Here is an 8,434-nt window from a genome sequence, read left to right as displayed (position 1 = left end):
GACCTCGGTCGACAACGGGATCCTGCTCTGCAATTTCCATCACCACGAGGTGCACCGACTCGACCTCAGCATCACCAGGAAACCCGCTCCACGGCCCGACCGGAACGGAGTCCCGCGACCCCGCGGGACGCTCGCCACGGTCGACTACACGTTCACCGACCCCACCGGGCACGTCATCGGGCAAAGACCCGGCGCACCACCGGGAGCGGCGTCGCCTCCGGGGGCGGCATCGCCTCCGGGAGCGACATCGCCTCCAGGGGCATCGCCTCCGGGAGCACCGCCGGACGACCTCGATTTCACGCGGAAGACCGATCCGCACACCGGAATGACCGTCCCCGCATTCATGCTCGAATGAGCGCCGGCCCGCTGGAACTCGGTTGGACACCAAGGAAAACGCGAAGGAAGACGCGAGTGGAGACGGGCAGGAAGACGCTGACCATCGCGGTCCGAAACGCGGTGCGCAACACCGGGCTGCGGTCAGATCACGAGCACCGATAGGTGCCCGTCGCCGTACCCCTTGATCGTGACCTTGAGGTCGACGCGCCTGATGTGGGCGAAGATCCATTTCGCGATGTCATTCGGCAGGGCCTCCCCGGGCGCGTAGCAACGGTCGAGCGAGAGGTGCCGTGCGCCGCCGGTGTTGAAGAACGAAATCGCGATGCTGAAGATCTCGCTGGCGTTCTCGAGAAGCGAGTTGGGAAGGTCGCGTTCCTCGATCGCGATGTCCGCGCCGACCGGCGGCGTGAGACCGATCGCCGCACCCGCGCGGGCCGCGAGCGGGAAGTCGAACAGCATCAACGCCGAGAGCTTGAGGAATCGGTCGACGTAGACCCCGACTAGGGCGCCGCCGCCGGTGCCGGGATCGACCATGGGCCCACCGGTCGCGACCGTGACCTCACGCCCAAGGGTGCCCTGGAGCACGTCACGCACGACCATCACCCCAGGCAGCGGCGTCTCGTGCAGGTCCGTGCTCATGCGAGCACCGGCTCGATGGCGTCGCGGAAGGAGTCCGCGGTGAACGGCTTGGCGATGAGGAACAACGCACCGGCCGACTCCGCCTGCTGGCGCATCTCGGCGGAGCTTTCGGACGTGATGAAGGCGAACGGCACATCGTCCCCGTTCGCTCGAAGTGCACGCAGCAGATCGATGCCGTTCATGCTCGGCATGTTCCAGTCGGACAGCACCAGGTCCGGTCGTTCTTGCGTGACGATGTCGAGCGCGAGGTCGCCGTCGGACGCCTCGGTGATGTCCCAGTCATACCCTGCCTGCCGCAGCGTGCGGATGATGATCTGCCGCATCACCCGGCTGTCATCGGCGATGACTACTCGCAGCATCGCACTCCCCCTCAATCCTTTGCCTCAATTGTGAATGGCAGCGCGGCATTCCGCCTGACGAGGAGTTCATCAGATCATCCACACCGAGACGACGATCGGACGCTCGCGCCACGCGAGCGTCACCTCGTCGAGCTGCACGGCACCATCTCCGGACGGTGCCTCCCTGCTCACCTGGGGCATCGTGAGCCGCCCCTGTACCGGCAGCAGGGCCTTGAGGTTCCCGCCGACGACGTTGGCGATCTCGCCGAACGCGTCGACCAGGTCGGCCTCGACGACCACCTCGTCCGAGTCCATCCCGAGCAGGATGCGAGCCAGGTCGTCCGCGGTACCGGCGTCGACCGTCAGCCGCACCCGGTTGGAGATGCCGGCGTGCATGTCCACCCAGGCGTGCAGGGGATCGTCCATCACGATCGGTGCGCCGACCACCCAGCGAGTGAGGAGTCCCGGCTCGTCGTCGACCATCGCGTCGAAGATCTCGGCAGTGATCGCCATGATCTGTTCTCCGCTGACGATGGCGAGCGCGCCACTCATGCGGTCACCTCAAGCGGGATCAGCCCGAGCAGTGCCAACTTGTCACCGATGGCGTCCGGCGTGAAGGGCTTGATCATGTACTCGTGCGCGCCCGCCGCAAGCGCGCGCACGATTTGACCGTGCTCCGCCTCGGTCGTGACCATCATCAACGTCAGGCCGCGCCAGTCATGCCGAGCGCGCACCGCGGTGACGAACTCGAGCCCATCCATGTCGGGCATGTTCCAGTCGATGGTCGCGATGTCGAAGACCTCGCCTGCCTCCAGGATCTCGATGGCCTCGCGGCCGTCGCCCGCCTCCATGGTCTCGTACCCGAGGTTGACGAAGATTCGCGAAATAATGCGACGCATCGTCCGGGAGTCGTCGATCACTAGTGCTCTCATGCTGCCCTCCGGGCGTTGTGTCGATAGATGGAGCTGCGGCCGACGGTGACGCGTTCCCAGCCGTTGTCGATGCCCACAGTCGTCTCCGCCCCGCCGAGCAGCAGGAAGCCACCCGGCCGGACGACCGACTGAAGACGACGCAGCAGGTCGCGCTTCGTCGAGAGGTCGAAGTAGATGAGCACGTTGCGCAGGAAGATGACGTCGAACGGACCAGTAGCGGGCGGTGCGTGCAACAGGTTGTGCCGGGCGAAGGTCACCGTCTTGCGCAGCCGTTGGCTCACCTCCCACTCGATTCCCACCCGGGTGAAGTGCTCGACGAGCTTCGCGGCTGGCAACCCCCGGTTGACCTCGAGCTGGCTGTACAGGCCGGCGCGGCCGCGCTCGAGCACCTTTTCCGACAGGTCCGTCGCGGTGATCTGGAACGCCAGGTCCGGGATGTCGTCGTGCAACGCCATCGCGATGCTGTACGCCTCCTGACCGGTGGAGCACGCCGCCGACCACACCCGCAGGGACCGCAGGTCGGGGCGGTCGCGGCCCAGCTCGGGAACGATGTGCTGGGTCAGGATCTCGAACGGTGTGGCGTCCCGGAACCACGAGGTCTCGTTGGTCGTCAACGCCTCCACGACCCGCTCGTAGTCGACCGTTCGCGGCACCTTGCGCAGCGCGCGGACGTACTCATCGACCCCCCCGAGGCCCGCCTGACGGGCGAGCGGCATCAGCCGGCTCTCCACCAGGTACTCCTTGCCGGGTTCGAGGCGGATCGCGCTGCGCTGGTGCACCAGCTCGGCGACGAAGGTGAACGATTCGGCCGCGAGGGTCATCGCGTGCCTCCCGTGGTGTCGAGGGCGGACTCGCGCAGTGAGCCGACGAGCGCGGCTCCGATCTGCTCGAGAGGAAGAACTCGGTGGGCCAGGCCCGCCGTCGCGACGGCACCGGGCATGCCCCAGACGACGCTCGAGGCCTCGTCCTGGACCAGCACCGAGCCGCCCGCGGCGACGATGTCCTCGCAGCCGTTGCGGCCGTCGGACCCCATGCCGGTCAGCACGACGGCGAGCAGGTCGCCGCCGAACACCCTGACCGCCGAGCGGAACATGACATCGACCGAAGGCCGGCAGAAGTTGACCGGCGGGCCCTGGCTGAGGGACGTGCGGCCACCGCGCGGCGATCCGCGCAGCTCGAGGTGGTGGTCGCCCGGCGCGATGTACACGTAACCCGGTTCGAGCTCCTCGTCCCCGACGGACTCGATCACCGTGCTCGCACCGACGCGGTCGAGCCGGGCTGCGAGCTGCTGCGTGAACACGGGGGGCATGTGCTGCACGATGACGACCGGGACCGGCAGCGGCGTGCTGATCGCGCTCAGCACGCGGGACAGCGCCACCGGTCCCCCGGTGGACGAGCCGATCAGCACGGCCCGCACGGGTCGCGGGGGACCCGACGGCGCGGACGCGAGCAGGATCAGGCGCGAGGACGGTGCGCCGCTGCGCTGCGGGCTTGCCAGGTGCGGGTCGGTGTGGTGCGGGTCGGCGAACTGCGGCGTGCTGCGCGGGGCGTCCGGCCTGGCGGTCGCCGACGTCCCCCACCCGGTCCGGGCGGGCGGAGGTGTGATCGGCCGGGTGGCGGGGCTCGGGACGGCAAGGCTGCGGGGCGACGTCGCGCCTGAGGCCGGTCGCGGTACGAGCGCCTTGATCAGCGGGACGAGCTGTTCGGCCACGCGCAGCAGGGACTCGGCGACGCTACCGACGTTCGCAGGTTTGGTCACGTAGTCGGTGGCACCGGCGGCGAGCGCGTCGAACGTCGCCGACGCGCCGCGCTCGGTCACCGTGGAGAACATCACGATCGGGTAGGTGTCGCCGCGCCGGCGCAGGGCGCGGACGGCCTCGATCCCGTTCATGACGGGCATCTCGACGTCCATCGTCACGAGGTCGGGCGCGAGCTGCTCGATCTTCGCGAGCGCGATCTGGCCGTTGGCTGCGGTGCCCACCACCACGATCTCGGGGTCCCCCGCGAGGGCGTCGGCGACGAGCCGGCGCACGACGACCGAGTCGTCGACCACAACCACCCGAATGGGAGACACATGCGCTCCATCGCTCAAGGACGCCGGCCATACCGGGTCACATGCCTCATCGGCCGCGATCCGAATCTTTTGAGAAACTCCCTCCGCCAAGAGCAGAGAAACCGCCCCCCGAACGGCTCTCGGGGGGCGGTTGGCTCCGCTCTGCGGAGGTCGTGCTCGCAGGGTCAGTAGGTGAACGCGGCGACGCGGCCTCGGAGCTCGGCGGACATGCCCGCGAGGTGCGCGACGGACTCGCCCATCCGGGCCAGGACGTCGCTCGAGCTCGCGGCCGACGACGCGACCCCCGTGATGTTGGCCGCGATCTGCCCCGAACCACTCGCCGCCTCATCGACGGACCGGGACATCTCATTCGTCGTCGCCGTCTGCTGCTCCACCGCACTGGCGATCGTCAGCTGATAGTCATTGATCAACGCAATGATCGCGCTGATCTCACCGATCGCCGACACCGCACCCGTCGTGTCCACCTGAATCGCCTCGACCCGCCGCGCGATGTCCTCCGTCGCCCGCGCCGTCTCCGACGCCAGCTCCTTGACCTCACCCGCCACGACCGCGAAACCCTTCCCCGCCTCCCCCGCACGAGCCGCCTCGATCGTCGCGTTCAACGCCAACAAGTTCGTCTGCTCCGCGATCGACGTGATCGCCTTCACGACCGCCCCGATCTCCGCGGACGACACCCCCAGCTTCGTGACGATCTCGGTCGTCGAGGCCGCCACCCCCGTCGCCCGACTCGCGACCTTCGCGGCCTCGTTCGCGTTCTGCGCAATCTCCCGGATCGACGCCCCCATCTCCTCGGCACCGGCCGCGACCGTCTGCACGTTCCGCGACACCTCCTCCGCAGCAGCCGCCACCACCCCCGCCTGCGCGGACGTCTCCCCCGCACCGGCAACCACCGTGGAGTTCGACACCGACAGATCGTGCACCGCTTCGGCGACCGTCTGGGCGGTCTGCGTCACCCCTGCGAGGGTCGCGCGCAGGGCGCTCTGCGCCTTGGACAGTGCGATGGCCATCTGGCCGATCTCGTCCCGGCTGTGCACCGCGGCCGGCACCGTCAGGTCGCCCGCCGCCATCGCCTCGAGCGAGATCTTCACCCGATCGAGGGCGCGCCGGATGGACTGCGCCATCACGAAACCACTCGCGACCACCACCACCAGGGCGATGCCGAGTGAGATGGCGAGAATGCGCGACGCGGCGGCCGCCTCGGCCTTCGCCTGGCTCGCAATCCCGGTTGCCTGGGCACTCACCGCGACCTCGACCGCCTCGAGGGCGTCGAGGTAGGTGTCCTTGAGCGGATCGGTCACCTTCGTGAGGACCCGCTCGTACTCCGCTCGCTGGTCGGAGAGCGCCGCGGGGTTCAACTGCCCGTCACGGGCGGCCCGCCACGCGTCCCAGCCGTCGACGAACGTCTGCCAGGTGGGGTAGACCACCGGGCTGGCCGCCTCGAACGCAGCAATTCTGTCGCTGACCTCGGCGTCGGTCGCCGCCTCGCTGGCCAGCCACGCCTTCTTGTCGGCGGGCGTGACGGCGGCGGCGACCTGCGCCGCGATCATGCGCGCCTTGAGCTGACTCTCGTGGATCCCGCCCAGCGGGACGACCATCTGCGTCTGGACCCTCGCGAGCCGGACGGTGGCGTCCGACACCTGCCCGAGAGTCCGGACGGCGCTGGCGCCGGTGGCGACGGCGACGATGGCCAGCAGGCCGATCACCGCGAGCATCTTCGTGCGGATCGACCGGTCGCTGAACCAGGCGGCGCGGGAACGACGTTCGACGTCCATGGGTCCGCCGCCTCAGGCCGCGGTGGCGCGGTCGACGTCGAGCGCGAGCAGCAGCCCGTGGTCGAGCTTGTAGGCGCCGAGGATCACGCCGCGCAGCGTCGGGGGCAACGTGTCCGGCGGCGCCTCGAACTGGTCGTCCTCGACATCCATCACGTCACCGATCTCGTCGACCAGGAGGCTGATCGCCTCGCCGTCGACCTGGACGACGACCATCATCGGTTCGGTGTCCTCCCCGAGCGGCTCCAGGCCGAGGCGGGTGCGCAGGTCGAGGAGCATCACGACCTGGCCGCGCAGGTTGACCAGTCCGGCGATGCCGGGTGGCGCGAGCGGGACCGCGGTGCGCGCCTGGTTGCGCAGCGCCTCCTGGACGCGCAGGACGTCGATGCCGTACCTCGCCCCAGCGACGGTGAAGGTCGCGAACTGTCGGCTCATCGGGTGGCTCCCACCAGGGTGTTGTGCGGGGACGGGATGACATCCGCGGTTGCGGGCTCCTCGTCGGCGCTGGAAATGGCGACCTTCTCGACGACGTCGTCGAAGAAGGTCGGGTCCGCGGTCAGGACCACGTTCGCGACGTCGAGCCGCTCGGTCACCCGGTCCTTGAGGACCGTCGAGCCGACCAGGCCGCCGTCGTCGATCTGGCTGTGCCGGGCGGCGTCGTCGTCCACGATGTCCAGGATTTCCTGGACGACGATCGCGACCGAGCGCACGCCGCGGGTGTAGACGACCACGAGCAGCTCTTCCCCGTCCTCGGCGGCCATGGAACCGAGCACCCGGTCGAGGCGAACGAGCGGCACGATCGCGCCGCGGTACTGCACGACCTCGCGGCCGCCGACATGCTCGACGACGTCGCATCGCACGAGCTCGAGGCGGGTGACGGCGCCCAGCGGGATCGCGACCCGGCGCCCCTCGCCGATGCCGACGACCAGCACCTGCTCGGCCGCTGCGGCCTTGGTCGAGATCTTCTCGGTGCTCGCGGTCTCGCCGTCGGCCGACTCGATGGACAGGGACCGGCGCGCGATCGCCTGCACGTCCAGGATCAGCGAGACACGGCCGTCGCCGAGCAGGGTCGCGCCGGCGAAGACGCCGATCGCCTTGAGCCGGGCCGGGAGCGCCTTGACGACGATCTCCTCGGTGTTCAGGACACGGTCCACGACGAGGCCGAAGCGCTGCGTCTCGGCCTGCAGCACGGCGATGACCCGCGGGGCGTCGCTCTCCCGGTCCTCGCTCGACCCCAGCACCTCACGCAGCGAGAGCAGCGGCAGCAGGTCCCCCCGCAGGCGGTACACGGGGGCGGAGTTCACGTACTCGATCCCGCTGCCGGACTTCTGCCCGTTAAGCGCGACGAGCTCGAGCAGGCTGACCTGCGGGATGGCGTAGAAGTCCGTGCCGGAGCCGACCGTCAGGGCGGGCATGATCGCGAGCGTCAGCGGGATCCGCAGGCGCCAGGTGGTCCCGCGCTTGAGGACGGAGTCCACCTCGACCGTGCCGCCGATGGCCTCGATCTTGGTGCGCACGACGTCCATCCCGACGCCTCGCCCGGAGACGTTCGTGACGGCCTCGGCCATCGAGAACCCGGGCAGGAAGAGCAGCTGGAGCAGGTCGGCGGTCCCCATCGCCGCGACCTCGTCCGCGGTACGCAGGCCGCGGTCCACCGCCTTCGCCGCGACGCGGTCGGTGTCGATTCCCTTGCCGTCGTCCTTGACCTCGATGACGACCTGGCCGCCGGCGTGGAACGAGCGGAGCGAGAGGACCCCGATGGGCGACTTGCCGGCGGCCAGGCGGGCGTCGGGGGCCTCGATGCCGTGATCGACCGCGTTGCGCACGAGGTGCGTGAGCGGGTCCTTGACCGCCTCCAGCAGCGTGCGGTCGAGCTCGGTGTCGCCACCCACCATGTCGAGCCGCACCTGCCGGCCGCACACGGCCGCGAGGTCGCGCACGATCCGGGGCATCTTCGCCCACACGTTGTCGATGGGCTGCATGCGCGTCTTCATGACGCCCTCCTGCAGCTCGGAGGCGATCAGGCTCAGGCGCTGCGAGGCACGGACCAGGTCGATGTCGACCGTGCCCTGGGCGAGCCTGGAGATCTGGTTGCGCGCGAGCACAAGCTCCCCGACCTGACGCATCAGGGCGTCCAGCAGGTCGACGTCTACCCGGATCGAGGCATCCACGACGGCGCGTCCCGGGGCCTCCCCGGTCGCCGGCACGTCGGGGCCGGGCCCGGCGTCCACGGCCTTGGCGCGCCCGGCCTTGACGCGGCCCCCGGCAGCGGGGGAGCGCGGAGTGGGCGGCGCGGAGGCCCGCGGTGTTTTCGGGGCATCGGCGCGGGGCGTGGCGGCGGGGGCG

9 protein-coding genes and 1 pseudogene are annotated in these 8,434 nt (G+C 69.8%); 1 reads left to right on the top strand and 9 read right to left on the bottom strand.

Translation table 11 applies throughout. The features are described 5' to 3' along the window. Nucleotides 1-355, top strand: a pseudogene (locus tag VIM26_RS12445) (hypothetical protein); the annotation flags it as partial. 122 nt (nucleotides 356-477) lie between these two features. Here the strand turns inward: VIM26_RS12445 and VIM26_RS12440 are convergent. From VIM26_RS12440 to VIM26_RS12400, 9 genes are all read right to left on the bottom strand, one after another. Then, nucleotides 478-975: a hypothetical protein gene (locus VIM26_RS12440; RefSeq protein ID WP_331951608.1), complete on the bottom strand. Its 498-nt coding sequence runs from the start codon at nucleotides 973-975 to the stop codon at nucleotides 478-480. Then, nucleotides 972-1,334 (bottom strand): response regulator, encoded by a 363-nt coding sequence (locus VIM26_RS12435; protein WP_331951606.1) that lies wholly within the window; start codon nucleotides 1,332-1,334, stop codon nucleotides 972-974. Before VIM26_RS12435 ends, VIM26_RS12440 begins: the two co-directional genes overlap by 4 nt. A 69-nt stretch (nucleotides 1,335-1,403) precedes the next feature. Beyond that, on the bottom strand, nucleotides 1,404-1,865 hold the full coding sequence (locus VIM26_RS12430) for a chemotaxis protein CheX (protein WP_331951604.1): 462 nt from the start codon (nucleotides 1,863-1,865) through the stop codon (nucleotides 1,404-1,406). Then, entirely contained in the window at nucleotides 1,862-2,245 is a 384-nt protein-coding gene (locus VIM26_RS12425; protein WP_331951602.1) for a response regulator, read from the bottom strand. Before VIM26_RS12425 ends, VIM26_RS12430 begins: the two co-directional genes overlap by 4 nt. Then, nucleotides 2,242-3,066: a protein-glutamate O-methyltransferase CheR gene (locus VIM26_RS12420; RefSeq protein WP_331951600.1), complete on the bottom strand. Its 825-nt coding sequence runs from the start codon at nucleotides 3,064-3,066 to the stop codon at nucleotides 2,242-2,244. The genes VIM26_RS12425 and VIM26_RS12420 overlap by 4 nt, the downstream gene beginning before the upstream one ends. Further along, nucleotides 3,063-4,319: a chemotaxis response regulator protein-glutamate methylesterase gene (locus tag VIM26_RS12415; protein WP_331951598.1), complete on the bottom strand. Its 1,257-nt coding sequence runs from the start codon at nucleotides 4,317-4,319 to the stop codon at nucleotides 3,063-3,065. The genes VIM26_RS12420 and VIM26_RS12415 overlap by 4 nt, the downstream gene beginning before the upstream one ends. Before the next feature lie 164 nt (nucleotides 4,320-4,483). Next, nucleotides 4,484-6,091 (bottom strand): methyl-accepting chemotaxis protein, encoded by a 1,608-nt coding sequence (locus VIM26_RS12410; protein WP_331951596.1) that lies wholly within the window; start codon nucleotides 6,089-6,091, stop codon nucleotides 4,484-4,486. A 12-nt stretch (nucleotides 6,092-6,103) separates the two neighbouring features. After that, nucleotides 6,104-6,523 carry a chemotaxis protein CheW gene (locus VIM26_RS12405; protein ID WP_331951594.1) on the bottom strand — a complete coding sequence of 140 codons (420 nt, stop codon included), beginning with the start codon at nucleotides 6,521-6,523 and terminating at the stop codon, nucleotides 6,104-6,106. Next, a partial coding sequence (locus tag VIM26_RS12400) for a chemotaxis protein CheA (protein ID WP_331951592.1) occupies nucleotides 6,520-8,434 on the bottom strand: 1,915 nt, incomplete at its 5' end. The genes VIM26_RS12400 and VIM26_RS12405, both read right to left, overlap by 4 nt.

It is taken from the genome of Pengzhenrongella sp., from assembly GCF_036565025.1.
Classification (GTDB): domain Bacteria; phylum Actinomycetota; class Actinomycetes; order Actinomycetales; family Cellulomonadaceae; genus Pengzhenrongella.
Note: the sequence above shows the minus strand (reverse complement) of the source record. Positions and strands in the feature narration are given on the sequence as shown.

What these genes read in the sequence shown, in the direction of transcription:
- VIM26_RS12440 (WP_331951608.1), bottom strand. Translation starts at nt 975, where the DNA reads ATGAGCACGGACCTGCACGAGACGCCGCTGCCTGGGGTGATGGTCGTG.
- VIM26_RS12435 (WP_331951606.1), bottom strand. Translation starts at nt 1,334, where the DNA reads ATGCTGCGAGTAGTCATCGCCGATGACAGCCGGGTGATGCGGCAGATC.
- VIM26_RS12430 (WP_331951604.1), bottom strand. Translation starts at nt 1,865, where the DNA reads ATGAGTGGCGCGCTCGCCATCGTCAGCGGAGAACAGATCATGGCGATC.
- VIM26_RS12425 (WP_331951602.1), bottom strand. Translation starts at nt 2,245, where the DNA reads ATGAGAGCACTAGTGATCGACGACTCCCGGACGATGCGTCGCATTATT.
- VIM26_RS12420 (WP_331951600.1), bottom strand. Translation starts at nt 3,066, where the DNA reads ATGACCCTCGCGGCCGAATCGTTCACCTTCGTCGCCGAGCTGGTGCAC.
- VIM26_RS12410 (WP_331951596.1), bottom strand. Translation starts at nt 6,091, where the DNA reads ATGGACGTCGAACGTCGTTCCCGCGCCGCCTGGTTCAGCGACCGGTCG.
- VIM26_RS12405 (WP_331951594.1), bottom strand. Translation starts at nt 6,523, where the DNA reads ATGAGCCGACAGTTCGCGACCTTCACCGTCGCTGGGGCGAGGTACGGC.